Below are 18,141 nucleotides of genomic sequence, written 5' to 3'. Positions count from 1 at the left end.
ATCGCATACGAAAGACCGCCCCGAGCTACTGAAACAGACCTCTACAGTTTCACCTCGATAGTCTCCTCCTCTACTCGCACCTCATACGTCTCGACTCCCTCCACAGCAGGCGGTCCGGCAGGCTCTCCGGTACGCACGTCAAACTCCGCCCCGTGCCAGGGACACTCAATCGAACCATCGGACAGCTCCCCTTCACAGAGCGGCCCCCCTTTATGAGTACATCGATTTGAAAGAGCGGTATACTCTCCCCCGCTCGCAATAAGCACAATCGCCGTTCCCTTCTTCTCTACGCAGTGAACGGATGTATCCGCCAGTGCGTCCGTGGTGGCAACCGCGACGAACGAGCGGACCTCTGCTTCCTGTTCGTCTTCCCCAAGAATGTCGGCTCGGGTGCGCTGGTACAACTCGCGCAGGTCCGAATTCAGGGCCGATCCGTCTGCGTCTGGATCATATGCCCGAACCTGATCGGCGTCAACGGGGCGGAGAAACTGCGCCTGGATGTCCTCGGCTATGGCCGCCGGGGCTCGGCCGCAGGCCAACTGCTTGACGAGAAATCGCTCAATCTGAAACGGAAGCTCTTTCATGCAATAACGGAAATATGTGTTCGGGTCATACGGAACTGTAGGTTCACCTGAAAGCGTCACTCCTCCCGATCCGCGTGCCCAAGGTCACGCGCCGGATCAATCGCGTCGCGTACACGCTGCTTCAGTTCCTTCGGCTGCGGAAATCGATCCTTCTCTGCGAGTGCCCAAAGCAGGCGACCGTCGGCTCGGATCTCAAACGTCCCTCCCGTCACCGGCACGAGGGCCACCTCACCAAGGGTGTCCGTAAAGGTGGTCAGTACCTCTTGCGCCATCCAGGCCGCGCGAGCCGTCCACCGGCACTGGTAACAGTATCGAATTTCGATTCGCGGAGTCCGAGTCATTTTTCCTCAAGTCAGAAGCAGTAAAAAGGCCATCCCGGACGAAGCGATGCTCTCGGCCGGGATGGCCCGGTAAACCAACGTTACGCGTTCGGATCAGCCCCCGTCTCGATGGGGACCCCGACAATATTGCCCCACTCCGTCCAGGATCCGTCGTAGTTCCGAACGTTAGGATGACCCAACAACTCCGAGAGCACAAACCAGCTGTGGCTGGAGCGCTCCCCAATGCGGCAGTAGGCAATCGTCTCCTTATCGGGCGTGATGCCTCGCTCCTCGTAGATGTCCTTCAGCTCCTCGGCTGTCTTGAAGGTCCCGTCTTCATTCACAGCTTCACTCCAGCTGATGTTGTGTGCCCCCGGAATGTGTCCTCCGCGCTGCGCCCCTTCGTTTAGACCTTCGGGGCCGAGCTTCTCGCCGCGAAATTCCTCCGGCGACCGAACATCGACCAGCTCCAGATCGTCGCGGTCCAGATTCTGCTGCACGTAGCTGGAGAAGGCACGGATCGACTTGTCCGGGGCCTCTGCCGTCCAGTTGCCCTCCGGATAGTCGGGCTCCTCGTGCGAAAGCTCTCGATCCTCTGCAAGCCACTTCTTGCGGCCACCGTTCAACATTCTGACGTCTTCGTGGCCGTAGTATTTGAGTTGCCAGAAAGCCCACGTGGCAAACCAGTTGTCGTTGTCGCCATAGAGAACGACAGTGGTGTCGTTATCAATACCCGACGTCTGAAGAAGCTCTTCAAAATCCTCCTTCGACGCCAGATCGCGGGTCTGTGTGTCGGCAAGTTGCGTTTGCCAGTTCCAGCCGACGGCGCCCGGAATGTGCCCGTCCTCGTAGGCCGAGGTGTCTACGTCGACCTCGACGAAGCGGACGTTGTCATCATCGAGGTGATTTGCCGCCCAGTCGGTCGAGACCAGGACATCTGGATTTGCATATTCACTCATAAAAATACTCGCTCTTTTGTTCAATGAAAACGACTGCTGAGGTACAGATCTTCGCCTGTCGGCGCCAGTTGCGCCGAAACGGGGCGAAGATTCTCTTCACTCGTCAGAGAGTCTGACGGCGTGTTCAGGCCGGTTTAAAATACTGCGGGGCGTAATCGGCCATGCCCTGAATTAAGATCGCGAGTTTGGGACGGTCGGGCTCGAAGTCGACCGGCAGGTCGTGCTCTTTGAGCTTCTCAGAGGTCACCGGGCCCACGGATGCGACCATGGCGTCCTGCAGGGCGGTCCGAAGGGCATTCTCCCATCCCTCATCGGACGCCACCTGCAGCATATGTGCCACTTGCTGTCGACTCGTAAAGAGCGCCACCTGTGCCGCCCCTCCGATGAGCGCCCGAATGCCGTTCTTGAGGGGCTGGAGGTCATCGGGAAGTGCCCATCGGTAAATGGGTACTCGTACGACGTTGGCCCCCTCCGCTTCGAGCGCCTGATTGAGTTCCTGGTTCGGTCGTCCATACTCGTGAATTGCGATGCGCTTGCCGTCGAGCGGGGCCGTCGTTTCGTTGGACGTGAGTGTTTCTAGCACTTCGCGCCATGAGTGCGGCTCCGGCGCCTTCACATCAATGGGCATATCGTGATTTTTGAGCGCACTGCCCGGTTTCGGACTCCGGGACACGACAATGGTGTTTTGGAGCGCTGCCCGAATGTCGTCGAGATCATACTCCGTCTCCAGAGTGTCGAACACCATTCGGGTCCCAACGGCTGTGTTGAAATACACCAGATCAAAGGTACCGTCGAAGAGGCCCTCGGCAAACGAAAATACGGCGTCGTGCTCGTCGAGCGGGGCCTCCTGCATGGACGGTGCGGGCAGAGCCTCCCCTCCATATTTTTCAATCAGGTCGGCCGTCGCGTCGGACATTCGGCTCTCGAAGCCGACGACCGTGATGCCGTTGAGGGGAGTGGTGCTCATGATCGATCGTAGAAAATTTTCGGAGAGCGCGGTGCTTGGAGCCAGCGTGTATCTCGTATTGCGTATTTCGTACTGCGTCAATCTTAGCAGAGACCGTGACGCAATACGCACTACGCAATACGAAATCAGTCCCCCACCGTCCAGGTGTCGTTGCCGTGCAGAAGGCCTTCGAGGTCACTCGGCTCGTCGTCTTCCATCGCCTGCTCCACCTGCGCCTGCACCTGCGCCTCGTAGGTCGGGCGCTCGTCCTGGTAGATGATGCCGAACGGACGGGGCAGATCCGGGTCCCAGAAGAGCTCCCCGAGGATGCGGGCTAGGTTTGCGTTGGAGGTGTCGTGGACGTGGCAGTCGCTCACTCCGTACTCGCTATTCTCCAGCGAAAGGACTTCCGGCTGGAGACTGACAGGGTCCACACGTACGCCCTTTCGGCCCTTGTCGAACACGAGCGGCTCCCCGTCTTCGAGCTGGAGGGTGCGAATCGGTTTAGTATCTTTGTCGGTGAATTCGGCAAACGCACCATCGTTGAAGACGTGGCAGTTCTGGTAGATCTCCACGAAGGCCGTTCCCTGGTGGGCATGGGCGGCCTTTAGGGTGTCCGTCATGTGATTCGGATCCTTATCTACTGTTCGCGCGACGAACGAGGCATCGGCCCCAAGCGCAAGCCCCACAGGATTCACCGGACGGTCCACCGAACCGTGCGGCGTGCTCTTCGTCACCTTCCCCTGCTCGGACGTGGGACTGTACTGCCCTTTTGTCAGGCCGTAAATTTCGTTGTTGAAGAGCAGGATCTGCGTATCCAAGTTGCGTCGCAGAACGTGGATGAGGTGATTCCCCCCGATCGAGAGCGCATCCCCATCCCCCGTTACGATCCACACATCGAGTTCCGGATTCGACGTCTTGAGCCCGGTGGCAAACGCCGGCGCCCGTCCGTGGATGGAGTGAAAGCCGTACGTGTTCATGTAGTACGGAAACCGTCCGGCGCACCCGATGCCGCTTACAAACACGATCTTTTCTTTATCGACATCGAGATCGGGCAGCAGGCGCTGAACCTGTGCCAGCACCACGTAGTCCCCGCAGCCGGGGCACCACCGAACCTCCTGGTCGGTCTGGAAGTCCTTTCGCGTGAGTTCAGAGTCATCGGCCGTCGCCCCGTCTCCTCCAAATCCTGGCGGCAGCGTCGGTCCCGAGTCGTCCTCCGACTCCGGCCCGGCAGGCGGTTTCGTTCCCCTCTCTCCGTCGTCCCCGGAAAGGCCCGGCGGAAGGTCCGGCTTCTTCGTCCCGGCCTCGCTGCTGTTCGACGAGGCCTCTTCCTCACCGGAAAGGCTGGGCGGGAGATCGGGCTTTTTGGTTCCGTCCGAGTCACTACTTTCGTTCTCGGCAGAAGACTCTCCACCACCGGAGAGACTCGGAGGGAGATCCGGTTTCTTGGTGCCGTCTTGACTGTCGTGATCACTCATCCTACTGGCAAGTCACTTTGATCCATGGTTGAGACGCGCCGGCGGCGCGTCGTTGCGCGCACCCCGAAGGAGCAGTCCACTCAGGCATCCCAGGTTAGGATGTCCTGCTCGGACTTCTCCTTATCCTGCCACTCGTCGGCATCCTCCGGGTCCTCCTTTTCTCGGGTGATATTGTAGCCCATCTCCTTCCACTGCCGGGAGAGGTAATCATTCCACTGGTAGTAATGCGACCACTTTTCCGGCACCTCATCGTCCGGGTAGATTGCCTCGACGGGGCATGTCGGGACGCACGCGTTGCAGTCGATGCACTCGTCCGGGTGGATCGCCAGGAAGTTGGGACCCTCGTAGAAGCAGTCCACCGGGCAGACCTCCACGCAGTCGGTGTATTTGCAGTTGATGCAGGGCTCGGTGACGATGTACGTCATGGCTGATCGAATTGGGGATGGACGGAAGCATTCGGACTATGCACGGAGAAGTGTGCGCACCTTCTCCACAATTTCTCGGGCCTCGAAGGGCTGCCCCTGAATCTTGTTGAGCCCCTGAAAGGGGCGAGCAAACCGATCGCGCAGAACGCGCACCAGTTGGCCGTTGTTGAGCTCCGGCACGAGAACCTGATCGAAGCCCGCCACGATCTCGCCCAGGTCAGCGGGAAGTGGACTCAGGTACCGGAGGTGGACACTGCTCACGGCTTCTCCTTCGGCCTGCAATCGGTTCGCGGCAGTATCAATCGCCCCCTTGGTCGATCCCCATCCGATTACGAGCACGTCGCCTGCGCGTGCCCCATTGATGGTCGTCTCAGGAATGTCCTGTGTGATCCGCTGAATCTTCTCCGCGCGGATCTCAGTCATTTTCTGATGGTTTTCGGGATCATAACTTACATGTCCCGTCTCGTGCTCTTTCTCCAGTCCCCCGATCTGATGTTCGAGGTTGGGGGTGCCGGGTGTGGCCCACCCGCGCGCCAGCGTCTCCTCGTCGCGCACATAGGGATTGAAGGTGTCCCGTCCCTCCCCGTCGATCCCATTCGTCTCCCCGGCAAACGTCACGTCGATTTCCGGAAGATCGGACGGATCCGGCACACGCCACGGCTCGGAGCCCTGGCCTAGGTAGCCGTCGGCCAGAATGAAAACCGGGGTCATGTACTTCGTCGCGATCCGAGCGGCCTCGAATGCCACCTCAAAGCAGTCGGAGGGGGAATGAGGCGCGAGCACGGCGGCCGGGGCATCGCCGTTGCGACCGTAAAGGGCCTGCAGCAAATCGCTCTGCTCCGGCTTCGTCGGAAGGCCGGTCGACGGACCGCCGCGCTGCATGTTGATGACGATGAGCGGGAGCTCCGTGATGACTCCGAGCCCGATGGCTTCCGTTTTTAGTGCCACGCCGGGGCCACTGGTCGCCGTTACCCCGATGTGCCCCCCGAATGACGCTCCGAGGGCCGACGTAACCGCCGCAATCTCATCCTCGGCCTGCACCGTCCGCACCCCGAACTGTTTGTGGTTGCTCATCTCGTGAAGGATGTCGGACGCCGGCGTAATGGGATAGGACGAGTAGTACACATCCAGCCCGCTCTTCTCCCCCGCCGCCACGAGTCCCATAGACAGCGCTTCCGCCCCCGTGATCGTGCGATACGTCCCGTCCGGAAGGTCGGCCTCCCGAACCTCGTATCGGGTGGTAAAGAGGTCCGCCGTCTCCCCGAAGTGATACCCTTTCTTCAGGACATGGAGGTTGGCCTCCAGGATGTCCGGCTTCTCCTCAAACTTCTTCCGAATCCATTCGATGGCGGGCGCCAGGGGACGCGAGTAGAGCCACGATGCCAACCCCAGCGCAAACATGTTCCTGGCCCGATCTTTCTGATCCTGTTTGAGCGGGTACTCCTCCAAGGCCGTCCGCGTCAAACGCGTCAACTCGATCGGAAACACCTGGTACTCACTCAGCGACCCGTCGTCCAGCGGATTTTCGTCGTAGCCCGCCTTGTTGAGGTTCCGGTCCGTAAAGGCATTCTCATCGGTAAGGATGGTCCCCCCCGGCGTAACACGGTCTCCATGCACCTTCAGGGCCGCCGGATTCATGGCCACGAGCATGTCGACCTCCTCGCCCGGCGTTCGGACCTCCCCGGCCCCAAACTGAATCTGAAACGCACTAACCCCGAAGGTCGTCCCGGCCGGGGCCCGAATTTCGGCTGGATAGTCGGGCAGGGTCGCGAGGTCATTTCTCGCATGCGCCGTGGCCCGGGTAAACTGGTTGCCGGTAAGCTGCATGCCGTCGCCCGAGTCCCCCGCAAAGAGGACGGTAGCATCGGGAATGGCTTCCGGCTCCGTGGCTTCGTCGTCTGAAAGAACGGGAAGATCGAATTCCATTGCGTCGTAGATAAGTGCGTATATCGTCGGAGAGGGAATCGGGCTTCCGCTGCCCTGGGGAGGGCACCGGCGTGGGCCGTCTGGCGGGCCGCCTCAATGGGCGGCTGCGCTGGACGCGCCCTAGAAGCATCCCTCCGTTTGTTTCATGATGGTCGGCCCCACGATGGACTCAATGCGATCGAGGGCGTCCTCTCGACGCCCATCCGACAACAGCTCCAGCACATCGGAATCAAGGATGGCGTACCACCGATCACGGCGCGCCTGAACGTCGGATACCTGTTCCTGCATCGGATCGCGTAGTGCATTCATGATCGTGAGGAGTTCTTCGTATTCCGCCCCCACCTCCTCGGCCAGCTTCTCTCGAATTCGGACGGCCAGGGACGGCGCCCCCCCGGCGGTCGAGACCGACACGACCAGGGGGCCGCGGCGAAGAACGGCCCCATTGGCAAAGGTGGACTGAGCGGTATCGCCTGTGATATTGAGGAGCACGTTTTGCTCCCGTGCATCTTTCCGAATTCGCATTTTCGCTTCCTCACAAGCCTCAGTCACAATTACCAGGGCTGCCGTCTGCAGATCGCCGCGCCGATAGCGCCGATCTCGCCACTCAAGTCTGCCCGCCTCCGCCCACGCACTGAGTTGTGGGGGCGGATCCGGAGCAATGAGTGTAACCCGTGCGTCGGCGTCGAGAAGCCCCGTCACCTTCCGTTCCACGGAGGGACCACTCCCAACTACCACGGCTCGCTGCTCGTCCAGATTCGTGAGGTACACCGGGTAGGCATTCATCCCTCGGTAGGCTCAGGTTCCAAATGCAGTCCGCACTCCTTTTTCTCCGAGTCGGACCACCGACCCGCTCGGGGATCCTCCGCCTCGCCTTCTACCTGCTCGGTACAGGGCATACAGCCGATGCTCGGGTAGCCCTCATCATGAAGCGGGTTGTAGGGCAAATTGTAATGATTAATGTGATCCCAGATCTCTGTTTCCGTCCATGTTACCAGCGGATTCACCTTCACCACATCGTTGGCCTCGCTCCACTCCACCGGATCGGCATTCGCACGGGTCGGCGACTGGTCGCGACGAATCGCAGTGAGCCACGCCGACTTGTCGACCAAGTACTCGCGCAGGGGCTGCACCTTGCGGAGAAAGCAACACTGGTCCGGATCGTCATTCCAAAGCTTCTCGCCGTAGTCCTTCGCCTGCTCGTCCAACGAAAGGCCGGAGTGCACTCGAACGATGTTGAGGTCGAATCGAGCCGCAAGTTGGTCGCGAAGGTTGTACGTTTCTGGAAAAAGAACGTCAGTGTCGAGGTAAAACACCGTTGCCCCCGGCTTCACCTGCTCCAAAAAGTGCATGAGCACGACGCCGGACGCCCCGAACCCGGTTCCCATGACGGCCTTCTTCGGCTCAAAGGTCTCGAACACCCAAGTCAATACCGCACGTGGATGGGCCGACTCAAACCGGGCGTTGATCGCCGCAACATCCTCGTCGATCCAGGTAGTCGTGGACATGCTCAGAACACGGATTGGTTAGGCAGAAAAGGCAGCGTTCGGCAGCACCGGGGTTCGTGGGGAGGGCGCAGATGGCGACTGCACCTCCGTCTCCGTCGGAAAATCGCTTCCCTCCGTCGACGCATCGTCGAACCAGTCGAGCAGTCCCCCCCAATCCGCGACCTCTCCGACCACAATGGTCACCGGTGGGTCGAGAGGGCCCAAACGTCCCCCAATCGTATCGAGAGTCCCCCGCACCACCTGTTGGTCGGCCGTGGTCCCCGTCGCAATCACCGCGACCGGCGTATCGGCGTCCCGCCCCCGTTCGATCAAGGTCTCCGCAATCTGGGGAAGGCGGCGCAGTCCCATCAGGATGATGAGGGTGTCGACCGACGTCAGGTGATTCCAGCTCAGGGCCGTATCGTCCATCGTGCAGGTGTGGCCCGTCACCACTGTAAAGGCGCGCGAACGCCCCCGGTGCGTCACCGGAATCCCGGCGTAGGCCGGCACCCCTGTAGCACTGGAGATGCCGGGAACCACCTCAAACGGAATCTCGGATCGGTGTAGGTGTAGGGCCTCCTCTCCCCCGCGCCCAAAGACGAAGGGATCGCCCCCCTTCAACCGCACGACCTCTTTCCCGCGACGGGCCTTCGTCGCGAGAAGCGCATTGATCTCAGCCTGAAGCACCTTGTGCTCCCCTGGGGCCTTCCCAACGAAGTAGAGATCAGCCTCCGGCTGCGCCACCCGCACGAGGTCTGCGTGTACGAGTCGGTCGTATACGACCACGTCGGCTCGCTGAAGGAGGCGCCGGCCCTTCACTGTGATAAGGTCTGGATCCCCCGGCCCGGCCCCCACCAAGTACACCGTGCCCGAAGTACGGCTGTGCTGTGTCATCGGGTTGGGTTGGTTAGTTGAGTGAGGGCAGCGAATCAAACTCGACCCGATCGAAGAAATCCCCGATCGGTTCTCCCTCGTGCCGCCGGTCGGCATAGTCGCGCAGCAGAGTACGAATCGTGGGGACAATCGCCTCCATGTCCACCAGGTCGGCGTAGGGCTCATTCAGGCGCGAGCCGTCGAGCCGTCCCCCCAGGTAAATCTTGTACTTGTGGAGCGACTGCCCCACGATGCCGATGTCGGCGACATAGGGACGCGAGCAGCCGTTCGGACAACCGGTCATCCGAATCGACGGCTTGACGTCGTCAAGCCCAAGAGCGCTCATCTCTGCTTCAATCTCATCGATGATCACCGGGAAAACCCGCTCCGACTCCGTCAAGGCCAATCCGCAGCTCGGCAGGGCCGGGCATGCCATGGAATACTTCTGTGTATTCGTCAACTCGGCGGGCAAGGCCACCCCATGCTCCTGCAGAATCCGCTCCACGGATTCCCTCTCGTTCTCGTGAAGATGCGTAAGCAGGATGTCGTGATTCGGCGTCAGGCGCACCCCCGGCTCCAGTTGCTCCACGATTGTTCGAAGCGCAGTCTTGAGCTGGAATCCCTCTTCGTCTTTGATGCGCCCATTCTCGACGGAGACGCCGTAGAAGTAGTGGCCGTTGCCCTGCTCATTCCACCCCTCGTGCAGGTCGAGTTCCGGATCGGGCACGTCGCGCCAGTCGTCGAGACGACGCCCGAAACGGTCTTCCACCTCGTCGTGGAATTTCTCCAGCCCCCACTCGTCGATCAGATACTTCATCCGGGCACGTTTCCGGTTCTTCCTATTGCCGTGGTCGCGCTGGATTTTGAGGATCGCCGTGATCACCTCCAGCGCCTCCTCCTTCGGCACGTAGCCGAGGCGGTCGGCAAGACGGGGAAAGGTTTCGGGCTTGTTGTGCGTGTTGCCGAGCCCTCCTCCCACCAAAATGTTGAAGCCTTGCAGTTCATCGTCCTCAACGACGGCGATCAGACCTACGTCATGGGTGAACACGTCGACGCAGTTATCGCCGGGATAGGCGAATCCAATCTTGAACTTGCGCGGCAGATAGGCCTTGCCATAAAGCGGCTCCAGGTCTTCGCCGCGCTCTTTGCGGCCGTCGTAGATTTTCTTGATGGTCTCGACGCTTTTTTCCTCGTCGTCGTATTCCTTGAGCCAGACGTCATGGTAAGCCGGGGTGTCCGGCGTTGTCCTCTCGGCAATCTCCTCGGCGTACTCTTGAATTTCGTGCCGGACCGGATCTTCAATGGGCGCCGGGCAGCACATTGTGTTGCGCACCACATCGCCACACGCCCCGAGCGTGGTCACCATGGCCTCGTTCAACTCCCGAAGATGTGCCTTGAGGTCGTCCTTCATCACGCCGTGGATCTGAATCCCCTGGCGCGTGGTGATGCGGATGGTGCCGATGCCGTACTCATCGGCCAAGCGGTCGTGAACGAGATACTGGTCGGCAGTAAGCTTCCCCCCTGGCAGACTCGACCGCACAAAAAAGTAATAGTGCTTGTCGTCCAGCTGCTTGCGGAGATCGCGGTCGTCCTGCTGGTAAATGCCGCAGTGCTTCAGCACCTCTTTCTGTTCTTCCAAAAAGTGATCCGTGTCCTCGGCCAGCTTCTCGGGAATGCCCGAGTAGAGATATTCGCTTTCCTCTTTGTGTATCTCAGTGTCGGACTTGGTCTTCTCTTCTTTCTGGGCACTGTAGCCGGGCGGTAACGGGCCTGCAGGACCGGAGTCGTCGCCCGGTGACGGCAGGTCGGGCGTTTTCGTACCCGCTGGCTCATCATCGTCCTCGGCCCCGCTCTTCGGCTCCTCTGGAGCACCGGAAGGGTCTTCGGCAGAATCGTGAGTAGACATCAGTTGATGTGGTTTGTCGTCGGTTCAAAACAAGAAGTGAGGTCGTATTCCAGGCCTCCTCCCTCGCCGATCTACGGAAGGGGTACAGGGCGGAGCAACAGTGCTCCAATGTCGAGTGGAGCCCCTTAGGCCTACTCCGGAATACGATCACGGGAAAACGGCGACTAGCGACAGGTCGCCATCCGACAAGACGAACACAGACAGATCTCCATCAACGCGGTCGACACCGCGAAAGAAATGAGAAAGGAAAAACCGAAAGACCTGCCAAAAAGATGCATGGTTGCATGTAAAGATGAAGAGTACAACACGGTACCACACCGTTGCCTCCATCCCCCCTCCATCCCTGGGGATTAAAAAAACCTCTTCCGCAGTGGTGAGCGGAAGAGGAACAGCGTACCAACGGTACGAGTCTTCCGCTCATCAATCCCCAGTAGTTGAGGCAGGACGGGGCACCTTTTTCCCGACGGTGCCGACGGCGAACGTGTCCGCCTAGGTCGGCTGTCGGGACGGTTGCCAGGGTTTCACGGGGCCTGATCCCTCCACCCTTCTGGATGAGCAACGGGGTTGTCTCGAATGTCACCCAAAGATATAGGGCTCGAGTGAGAGCATGTCAACGGCGGCCTCGGCACAACACTTCGTCTTCATTTTTTCTTCCCTTTTGTTGTACCAAGATGTGGTATTTTGTTCTACATGTAAATACATGTTCTATCCTATTCTTGAGAATGTCTCACATTGCTCGTGGGGTTACTGCGTAGATGTGGATTCGTCGGCGGTCTCTGCGTACTTCTGCGCTCGCTTCACCACGTCCTCGTCAAAGTCCCGCTCGCGCCACTGCTCCAGCCGCTCGGCAACGTCCTGCTCGTACCCCTGGCCGGTGGGCTCGTAAAAATAGGTGCCCTGCATCTCATTGGGTAGGTACTGCTGCGGTGTATAGTGCTCGCGGTAGGCGTGCGGATACTTGTATCCCTCGCCGTGCCCCAATCCCTCCTTGTCTCGGCTCGGGTCTTTGAGGTGTTGGGGAATGTCTTCCGTCTGCTCGTCGCGGACGTGATCAAGGGCATCGAAGTACGAAAAGGTCGTATTGCTCTTCGGCGCCGTGGCGAGGTAGAGACAGCATTCGGCAATCAGAAACTGTCCTTCCGGCATGCCAACATACTCGAAGCCTTTCGCAGCGCTTTCGGCCACCTGTAGAGCACGCGGATCGGCCAGCCCCACGTCCTCGGCGGCAAAAATGAGCATCCGGCGCAGAATGAAGCGCGGCTCTTCTCCCGCGTACAGCATCCGGGCAAGCCAGTAGAGGGCGGCGTCCGGATCGGAGCCCCGCAGACTTTTGATAAAAGCACTGATGGTGTCGAAGTGGGCATCTCCTTCCTTGTCGTACAGCACCGCACGCTGCTGGATGGAGTCCTCTGCCACCTGGAGGTCAATGTGCACCGTTCCCTCGGCGTCCGGGTCGGTGGTTTCCACGGCCAATTCGAGGGCATTGAGCACTGAGCGGGCATCCCCATTCGCCGTGTCGATGAGATGGTTGAGGGCTTCTTTTGTGATTTGCACTTCCCGATCGCCATAGCCGCGCTCGTCGTCCGTGAGCGCCATCGCCGCCACCTGTCGGAGATCTTCCTTATCCAGCGGCTCCAGTTCGAAGAGGCGCGACCGGCTCACCAGCGCGTCGTTTACCTCGAAGTATGGATTTTCCGTCGTGGCCCCGATGAAGGTGACCGTCCCGTCTTCTACGTGCGGCAACAGGGCGTCCTGTTGCGCCGTGTTGAAACGGTGCACCTCGTCGATGAACAGAATGGTGCGCGTCTGGTGGTGTTTGAGACGGTTCTTGGCCTTCTGGATTGCCTCGCGGATGTCGTTGACGCCCGACAAGACGGCATTGAGGGACGTGAAATGCGCCTCGGTGGTGTTGGCAATGATCCGGGCGAGAGTGGTCTTGCCCGTGCCGGGGGGACCGTAGAAGAGAACGGACGTGACGCGGTCGGCCTCGATGGCACGGCGGAGGAGCTTTCCTTCCCCGATAAAGTGCTCCTGGCCCACGAATTCGTCGAGCGTTCGGGGGCGCATGCGATCGGCCAGGGGGGCACGCTCTTCGCGGGCCTGCTCGGCCTGTTCGGAGAAAAGATCGGGCATCAATGCCTGTGGTTCGTTTCAAAGTCCGGTGCCGTATCCCAACTATGCTCCTCGGGTCTTGCGTTCCGAATGGACAGTCACGCAGATCTAATGCCTCATGGAAGAACGGAGGATCTACTGCCAGTACGCCTCCGCGTTGTATCCGAAATCTGTGTGTATGGGGGTTTGGGTGTTGATTGGTCTCTGCTCAGTGCAGGGTTCGGTACAGCCTCCCGTTTGAATATTGCAGTTTGTCTTCTCGAATGAGCGACAGGTTCTCAATCGCCTCCTTTCGAGGCGTCCCAGTTCACCATCCACTCCACGTCGGGCTTCGTCTCGTCACTCCCACAACTATGCGGAAAGGCAACTGGGCGCTCCCGCCGCTGCACGTGTGCCGTTCGCGTGTGTCCGTCGGCCGTCACCTGTATCGTCCAGTGCCCCTCGTCTCCCTCCACAACCGTCCCCTCCACAGCCGTGAGATCATAAAGATCGAGGCGAGCCCGGAGGGACAAACACGCGGCCTGCACGGGACGAGGCTGATCGACCTGTCCGCGCACTCGATCGAGATCAAACAGCCGCCCGCGGTGATGAGCGGAGAGAAGATCGGGCACGTCTTCTGGGGAAAGCCAGCCGTACTGCGTACCGTGCGGCAAAACCAGTATGATGGGCGCGAATCGGTGCCCCCCAAGGTGCGATGTCTGCCAGGCGGCGTCGGGAGTGACGTCAGCGGCGGCCTGCGCGACCGGGCGCCCCCATTTGGCACAGCAGGCGTCCCGCTTTCCATTGACACAAGTGAGCACAAACGGATCCGGATCATCGTCTCCGACGGTTGCGGTCAGCACCCCCGGCACGTCCAGCGCCGGCAGATCGTCGTACGCCTCCAGCGACCAATCATGAACGACCGGCTCCCCCCCGGCCCGCACCGCAACGCATCGAATGCGCCCCGGCGTGTCCCACGTCCCGAGCCCTCGCCGGATGAGCTGCACCCGCAGGTCGGGGACGGCCGCCTGCCATTGCTCAAGCGCTGGTTGTACCGCAGCAGACCAGTCGGCCTCCTCGACCGCAGATTCGCCCCAGGGCGACGGATCCTCAATGAGAAGCCAGTGGGCAGCCTCCGTGGCAGTCCCGGCCGGGGATACGCCGTGCGAACGAGCAAGCTGAGAACAAAAAGCTGACATGAGCGGCCGTCAAGTCGACAAATGGGCGTGTGGAGAACGTTATATGTCCGACGACTCACGGACTTCCGTCCCGCTTCTCCTTCGGGTCGAATTTTTCCCAAACCCGACGCCTACTCCAACTCAGAGCCGCCCTCGCCCTTACGAAGGAGATGCGAATCCCGATCGTCCACACGCCGTTCACCTCCCCCGTTCCGCTGAACTCTTCCTCGCCACTCAGTCCCATCCCCGAATGACCGACGCGTCCCCTTCTCCCGATTCGCCTTCGTCCCCCTCCGCTCCGTCCGCTCCAGAATCGACGAAATCCGACATCCCTACGCCTCCGTCCCTCGAACCGTACACGCGCCACTATCCCCCATGGGCCCAAGAGCTGGCGCGGAAGTACTTCACCAAAACAATCGCCGCGTTCATTCTCCACGGCGACATCCGAGATGTGGTGCCCACCGAGGACCGGGACGGCACCCGCATCTATCCGCCCCTGCGCACCTTTCTCACAGACGACCTTTTCGCGGCTCGCGACATTGTCGTCTTTTATGACCGCAGTGCGGGAATCCACTTTGCCGACGACGCCTCGAAGACGGATTTCAATCGTGCGCTTTCCGGGCACGACACCATCTTCGGTACCGACTATCAGAAGAACTTGCCGAAGGACCCGCCGCGCGTCTTTTCGCTCCTGGAAAACTACTTTCGGCTCCGACTCTCGGACGGCAAGCGGGTGGCCTGCATCATCGACTACGCCGAAACGGTAGCCCCAATGGCGGAAGCGTCGATGTACTCGGCCGAGGATCGGCAAGCACTCGTCTATCTTCAGAAATGGACCCGCGACTCGCTCTTCTTGGAGAGCGACTTCACGCTGACCCTCCTCACCGAAAATCTGACGGACCTCAGCCAGCAGCTCGTCCAGAGTCCACACACAGCAGAGGTCTACGTCCCCATTCCCGAAGAGGACGACCGGCAGGACTACGTAGACTGGGCACTCGACGAGCGGCAGGACGTGTTCGAATCGCACTCGGACGTGTCGTCAACCGCCCTCGCCACCAACACGGCAGGCCTCAACTACACCCAGCTCCGCACCATCCTCGCGGACGTGCTGGAAAACAAGAACCGCCTCACGCCCGACACGCTCTCCGACATCAAGAAGGAGTTTATCGAGGCGGAAGCCTACGGGATGCTCGAATTCATCGAGACGGACGACACGCTGGACCTGGTGGCCGGGCATACGGACGCGAAGCAGCACCTCAGGCAGGCGGCGCGGGCCGTTCAGGCGGGGCGCCACGAGGTGATGCCGATGGGCTACCTCGTGAGCGGGCCGGTGGGGTGCGGGAAAACCTTTCTCATCAACTGCTTTGCCGGAGAGATTGGCATTCCAATGGTGAAGCTGAAAAACTTCCGCTCTCAATGGCAGGGCGTCACGGAGGGCAACCTGGAGAAGATTTTGAATCTGCTGGAGGCAATGACGCCGGTGGCCGTTATGATTGATGAGGCCGACGCCGCCCTGGGCGATCGGAATACACGGGGCGATTCCGGCGTGAACCAGCGGGTCTTCTCCCAGATCGTCTCCTTTATGAGCGACCCCAAGCACCGGGGCCGCGTGATCTGGTTTCTCGTTACGGCTCGCCCCGACCTCATGCCGGTCGACCTCAAGCGACAGGGGCGCGCCGAGGAGCACCTGTCGCTCTTCTACCCGTCGACTCGTGCCGATCGCGAGGAGCTGCTTCAGGTGATGATGGATCGCACCGGCGTGAATCTGCCGATTGACGAGGTCCCCCCCGAGCTCCTGGAGGGCGAACGCACCTACAGTGGGGCGGACATGGAGGCGATCCTCACGCGGGCGGCCTTCCGTGCTGCCGGACAGAATGACGGAACCGTAACCCCTGAGCTCCTACAGGAAACGGTCAACGACTTTATTCCTCCCACCTATCCGACCGAGGTGGAGCTCCAACAGCTGGCGGCGGTGCTAGAATGCACCAGCCGCGACCTGTTGCCGGAGCGCTTCCGAACGATGAAGCGAGCGGAGGTCGTTGAGCGCCTGGAAGAGTTGAAGCGGATGGCCGGATCGACATCCGTCTAACACGATCAATCACACAAAAGTAAAACGAATTCCACCTCTCGCCGCACGAGTCGAGTGAGACTATCTTTGGCGGCGCCTATGTTAACGACCGTCTTGACTCGCTCCTTTTGGTTGTTTCCATTCTGTATGATCGGTTCCATGCCCCGTGGTTCTGTTGCGTCCCTCCTGGGATGTGCCCTCCTGTGCCTATTCGTCCTCCCCTCTCACGCCCAGGATGAGATCACCCCGCCCACTGTCACCACCACCTATGCCCTTGAGAATGCGCAGGTCGTTCAGGCGCCGGGACAGGTCCTCGAATCCGCGACGGTCGTGGTAGAAGACGGCATCATCGAGGCGGTGGGGCCGAACGTGAACGTTCCCTATGATGCTCGCCGCATCGCCGCCGACTCGCTGGTCGTGTATGCTGGCTTCATTGACGGCTTTTCTCACGCCGGGATTGAGATGCCAGAATCCGACGCAGAGAACGGCAACGGGAACGACGTGAAAGACCCAGGCGATCCCCCCGCCGACGCTGCTGGCATTCAGCCGGATCGATCGGCACGTCCCTTCCTCTCCCCCGATGCCTCCAGCCTCAACAAGCTCCGTCAGGCCGGCTTCACCGCCGGGCACGTTGCCCCTGAGGGACAGATGCTTCCCGGCACCGGGGCCTACGTGCTGTACGGGGGCGAGACGGCAAGCGACATGATTCTGAACGACGCCTCGTCGCTCTTTGCTGAAATCCAGACCGCGGAGGGGTACATCTACCCAGCGACAGAGATGGCGGTGATTGCAAAGTTTCGCCAGCTCTATCGTGAAGCGGACCGGCGCCAAACGCTCGAAGCGGACTACGCACAAAACTCGTCGCAGCCGCGCCCGCCCCAGGACCCGATCCACAGTGCCTTCTTCCCGGTCCTCGACGGCGACCGGCCGATGGCCTTCTACGCGGACGATGCGCTCTCCCTCCACCGCGTCCTCAACCTCCAGCAGGAGCTCGGCTTTCCAATGATGCTTGCGGGTCTGGGAGAGAGCTTTCGCACGCTCGACGCTCTTCAGACGGTCGACGCCCCGCTCTTCCTCACCCTCGGATTGCCGGACGCCCCAAAGACCTCTGTGGGGTCGGATACGACCGTGGCCGACACCACGGACACGCCCGCCCAGTATTACGACTCTGACCTCCGAACGCGCTCCTACGAGGACGTGCCCGAAGAGGAAACAAACCTTCGGTTGCGTCACGCCATGGAACGCCAAAAATACCAAGAAGCGGCTGCTACGCTGCACGAGGCCGGTCTCCAGTTTGGCTTCACGACCCGGGAGGCCGACGCCGGCGACATCCGAACGAATCTCCGAACAATGGTCGACCACGGGCTTCCGGAAGAGACGGCCCTTGCCGCCCTTACCACACGGCCCGCCTCCCTCCTTGGCCTCAGCGACCGGCTGGGCACCGTAGAGGAAGGCAAAATTGCAAATCTCGTGGTCACCGACGGCTCGTATTTTCACGAGGACACAAAGGTGCAGCACGTCTTCGTGGACGGCCAGCTTTACGACTACGCTTCCGGCCAGGAACAGGGCGAGATTACTGGTGATGTGTCCGCCGTCCTCGGTTCGTGGTCGTATACGGTGGAAAGCCCTCAGGGGGAACTCACAGGCACCCTCACTCTCGAAGGCGATCAATCCGGGCTAGAAGGCACCTTTGTGGGCCCAAGGGGCGACGAGCAAGAGCTGCAGTCTGTGTCGTTCGACGGCACGACCCTCTCCTTTTCCGTAAACTCTCCTCAAGGCACCCTCTCCGTAACCGTAACGGTCGAGGGCGAATCTTTTGAGGGCACTGCCTCCCTCGGCGATCAATCGTTCCCGATCTCTGGCGAACGCACGAGTACGCCTGACCGGTAGCCCCCGTCTCCGG

At 60.5% G+C, this 18,141-nt stretch carries 15 protein-coding genes and 1 riboswitch; of the genes, 2 read left to right on the top strand and 13 right to left on the bottom strand.

The features are described 5' to 3' along the window. Positions 1 to 41: 41 nt before the first annotated feature. The 13 genes from BSZ35_RS00720 to BSZ35_RS00655 form a co-directional block, all read right to left on the bottom strand. Positions 42 to 584: a Rieske 2Fe-2S domain-containing protein gene (locus tag BSZ35_RS00720; RefSeq protein ID WP_105010652.1), complete on the bottom strand. Its 543-nt coding sequence runs from the start codon at positions 582 to 584 to the stop codon at positions 42 to 44. A gap of 56 nt (positions 585 to 640) precedes the next feature. After that, the gene (locus BSZ35_RS00715; RefSeq protein WP_105010651.1) at positions 641 to 925 is read right to left on the bottom strand and encodes a SelT/SelW/SelH family protein; all 285 of its coding nucleotides are present in this window, start codon (positions 923 to 925) and stop codon (positions 641 to 643) included. Positions 926 to 1,005: 80 nt separating this feature from the next. Further along, a complete protein-coding gene (locus BSZ35_RS00710) occupies positions 1,006 to 1,869 on the bottom strand; it encodes a sulfurtransferase (RefSeq protein WP_181149397.1) in 864 nt (287 codons plus the stop codon). A gap of 118 nt (positions 1,870 to 1,987) precedes the next feature. Continuing rightward, positions 1,988 to 2,830: a uroporphyrinogen-III synthase gene (locus BSZ35_RS00705; RefSeq protein WP_105010649.1), complete on the bottom strand. Its 843-nt coding sequence runs from the start codon at positions 2,828 to 2,830 to the stop codon at positions 1,988 to 1,990. 125 nt (positions 2,831 to 2,955) lie between these two features. Next, positions 2,956 to 4,287, bottom strand: coding sequence for a thiamine pyrophosphate-dependent enzyme (locus BSZ35_RS00700; RefSeq protein WP_105010648.1), 1,332 nt, complete (start codon positions 4,285 to 4,287; stop codon positions 2,956 to 2,958). Positions 4,288 to 4,367: 80 nt separating this feature from the next. Next, positions 4,368 to 4,712, bottom strand: coding sequence for a ferredoxin FdxA (gene fdxA, locus BSZ35_RS00695; RefSeq protein WP_105010647.1), 345 nt, complete (start codon positions 4,710 to 4,712; stop codon positions 4,368 to 4,370). Positions 4,713 to 4,748: 36 nt separating this feature from the next. Then, a complete protein-coding gene (locus BSZ35_RS00690; RefSeq protein WP_105010646.1) occupies positions 4,749 to 6,638 on the bottom strand; it encodes a 2-oxoacid:acceptor oxidoreductase subunit alpha in 1,890 nt (629 codons plus the stop codon). Between the two features lie 120 nt (positions 6,639 to 6,758). Next, positions 6,759 to 7,421 (bottom strand): bifunctional precorrin-2 dehydrogenase/sirohydrochlorin ferrochelatase, encoded by a 663-nt coding sequence (locus BSZ35_RS00685; protein WP_105010645.1) that lies wholly within the window; start codon positions 7,419 to 7,421, stop codon positions 6,759 to 6,761. Beyond that, the gene (locus BSZ35_RS00680) at positions 7,418 to 8,143 is read right to left on the bottom strand and encodes a phosphoadenylyl-sulfate reductase (RefSeq protein WP_105010644.1); all 726 of its coding nucleotides are present in this window, start codon (positions 8,141 to 8,143) and stop codon (positions 7,418 to 7,420) included. Before BSZ35_RS00680 ends, BSZ35_RS00685 begins: the two co-directional genes overlap by 4 nt. An 18-nt stretch (positions 8,144 to 8,161) precedes the next feature. Then, entirely contained in the window at positions 8,162 to 9,016 is an 855-nt protein-coding gene (cobA, locus tag BSZ35_RS00675) for a uroporphyrinogen-III C-methyltransferase (RefSeq protein ID WP_105010643.1), read from the bottom strand. Positions 9,017 to 9,029: 13 nt separating this feature from the next. Then, positions 9,030 to 10,901, bottom strand: coding sequence for an NADPH-dependent assimilatory sulfite reductase hemoprotein subunit (locus BSZ35_RS00670; protein WP_105010642.1), 1,872 nt, complete (start codon positions 10,899 to 10,901; stop codon positions 9,030 to 9,032). A gap of 414 nt (positions 10,902 to 11,315) precedes the next feature. Further along, a riboswitch (SAM riboswitch) is annotated at positions 11,316 to 11,459 on the bottom strand. Positions 11,460 to 11,645: 186 nt separating this feature from the next. Further along, positions 11,646 to 13,034 carry an AAA family ATPase gene (locus tag BSZ35_RS00660; protein ID WP_105010640.1) on the bottom strand — a complete coding sequence of 463 codons (1,389 nt, stop codon included), beginning with the start codon at positions 13,032 to 13,034 and terminating at the stop codon, positions 11,646 to 11,648. 257 nt (positions 13,035 to 13,291) lie between these two features. Beyond that, positions 13,292 to 14,191 carry a sucrase ferredoxin gene (locus BSZ35_RS00655; protein ID WP_105010639.1) on the bottom strand — a complete coding sequence of 300 codons (900 nt, stop codon included), beginning with the start codon at positions 14,189 to 14,191 and terminating at the stop codon, positions 13,292 to 13,294. A gap of 229 nt (positions 14,192 to 14,420) precedes the next feature. Between BSZ35_RS00655 and BSZ35_RS00650 the strand changes: the two genes are divergently transcribed. Both BSZ35_RS00650 and BSZ35_RS00645 read left to right on the top strand, forming a co-directional pair. After that, on the top strand, positions 14,421 to 16,259 hold the full coding sequence (locus BSZ35_RS00650) for an AAA family ATPase (RefSeq protein WP_105010638.1): 1,839 nt from the start codon (positions 14,421 to 14,423) through the stop codon (positions 16,257 to 16,259). 138 nt (positions 16,260 to 16,397) lie between these two features. Continuing rightward, complete coding sequence (locus BSZ35_RS00645; RefSeq protein ID WP_258096015.1) at positions 16,398 to 18,128, top strand: amidohydrolase family protein; 1,731 nt, start codon at positions 16,398 to 16,400, stop codon at positions 18,126 to 18,128. Positions 18,129 to 18,141: the final 13 nt, after the last annotated feature.

Source organism: Salinibacter sp. 10B, assembly GCF_002954405.1.
In the GTDB taxonomy this organism is placed as follows: domain Bacteria; phylum Bacteroidota; class Rhodothermia; order Rhodothermales; family Salinibacteraceae; genus Salinibacter.
The sequence above is the reverse complement of the archived record's forward strand: the minus strand, read 5'-3'. Positions and strand labels throughout refer to the sequence as shown.

Excerpts from the sequence above, each read along its gene's own strand:
- BSZ35_RS00720 (WP_105010652.1), bottom strand. The coding sequence starts at position 584 with ATGAAAGAGCTTCCGTTTCAGATTGAGCGATTTCTCGTCAAGCAGTTG.
- BSZ35_RS00715 (WP_105010651.1), bottom strand. The coding sequence starts at position 925 with ATGACTCGGACTCCGCGAATCGAAATTCGATACTGTTACCAGTGCCGG.
- BSZ35_RS00705 (WP_105010649.1), bottom strand. The coding sequence starts at position 2,830 with ATGAGCACCACTCCCCTCAACGGCATCACGGTCGTCGGCTTCGAGAGC.
- BSZ35_RS00700 (WP_105010648.1), bottom strand. The coding sequence starts at position 4,287 with ATGAGTGATCACGACAGTCAAGACGGCACCAAGAAACCGGATCTCCCT.
- fdxA (WP_105010647.1), bottom strand. The coding sequence starts at position 4,712 with ATGACGTACATCGTCACCGAGCCCTGCATCAACTGCAAATACACCGAC.
- BSZ35_RS00690 (WP_105010646.1), bottom strand. The coding sequence starts at position 6,638 with ATGGAATTCGATCTTCCCGTTCTTTCAGACGACGAAGCCACGGAGCCG.
- BSZ35_RS00685 (WP_105010645.1), bottom strand. The coding sequence starts at position 7,421 with ATGAATGCCTACCCGGTGTACCTCACGAATCTGGACGAGCAGCGAGCC.
- BSZ35_RS00680 (WP_105010644.1), bottom strand. The coding sequence starts at position 8,143 with ATGTCCACGACTACCTGGATCGACGAGGATGTTGCGGCGATCAACGCC.
- cobA (WP_105010643.1), bottom strand. The coding sequence starts at position 9,016 with ATGACACAGCACAGCCGTACTTCGGGCACGGTGTACTTGGTGGGGGCC.
- BSZ35_RS00670 (WP_105010642.1), bottom strand. The coding sequence starts at position 10,901 with ATGTCTACTCACGATTCTGCCGAAGACCCTTCCGGTGCTCCAGAGGAG.
- BSZ35_RS00660 (WP_105010640.1), bottom strand. The coding sequence starts at position 13,034 with ATGCCCGATCTTTTCTCCGAACAGGCCGAGCAGGCCCGCGAAGAGCGT.
- BSZ35_RS00655 (WP_105010639.1), bottom strand. The coding sequence starts at position 14,191 with ATGTCAGCTTTTTGTTCTCAGCTTGCTCGTTCGCACGGCGTATCCCCG.
- BSZ35_RS00650 (WP_105010638.1), top strand. The coding sequence starts at position 14,421 with ATGACCGACGCGTCCCCTTCTCCCGATTCGCCTTCGTCCCCCTCCGCT.
- BSZ35_RS00645 (WP_258096015.1), top strand. The coding sequence starts at position 16,398 with ATGCCCCGTGGTTCTGTTGCGTCCCTCCTGGGATGTGCCCTCCTGTGC.